At 65.3% G+C, this 773-nt stretch carries 1 protein-coding gene; it reads right to left on the bottom strand.

Going from position 1 to position 773, the window contains the following annotated elements; all coding sequences use genetic code 11:
* The coding region (locus MMF94_RS43205) for a glycosyltransferase family protein (protein ID WP_241043304.1) at positions 1 to 773 on the bottom strand (773 nt) is incomplete at both ends.

Raw genomic sequence — 773 nt, 5'->3', positions numbered from 1 at the left:
GTGGCCTGCAGAGGGTCGCGGTCGCCTGTGCTGTTCTCCCAGAGCATCCAGGGCCGGGTACCACCCTGGTAGGCCGCCTCCAACGCGGTGCGCTCCTTGACCGTGTCGGCAGGCTGCCAGAACCCCCGGTGCCGATAGGCCATCATCCGGCCCTCCTTGGCCAGCACCGCGGCCCCGTCCGCGATCAGATCCCCGTTCTCCGGGATGTAGTCGAAGATCTCCGGACGCAACACGAAGTACCCGCCGTTCTCCCACAACGGCATCTGCTGCAACGTGGTGATCGCCGAGATCCGATCATCCGACCCCACGTCCACACAGTGGAACGCCGACTGCGGCGGCACCGCCAGCAACGCCCCCACCGCATCCGAGGCCGCGAACTTCCCGATCATGTCGTTCAACGGCAGGTCGGTGAGCACATCCGCGTAGTTGGCCAGGAACATCTCCTCCTCGCCCACCAACGACCGCACCCGCCGCAACCGCTCCCCGATCGGGGAGTCCAACCCCGTGTGCACGAACGTGATCGTCCAGTCCTGGATGTCCGAGCCCAGCAACTCCACGTTCCCGCCACGCAGCACGAAGTCGTTGGAGGCCGTCTCGGAGTAGTTCAGGAAGAAGTCCTTGATGTGATGCGCCCCGTACCCCAGACACAACACGAAATCCGTGTGTCCGAAGTGGGCGTAGTAGCGCATCACATGCCAGATCAGCGGCCGCGGCCCCACCGGGTGCATCGGCTTCGGCAGATCCGACACGCCATCGCGCATCCGCATGCCGTA

This window comes from Pseudonocardia alaniniphila (assembly GCF_022524485.1).
In the GTDB taxonomy this organism is placed as follows: Bacteria; Actinomycetota; Actinomycetes; order Mycobacteriales; family Pseudonocardiaceae; genus Pseudonocardia; species Pseudonocardia alaniniphila.
The sequence above is the reverse complement of the archived record's forward strand: the minus strand, read 5'-3'. Positions and strand labels throughout refer to the sequence as shown.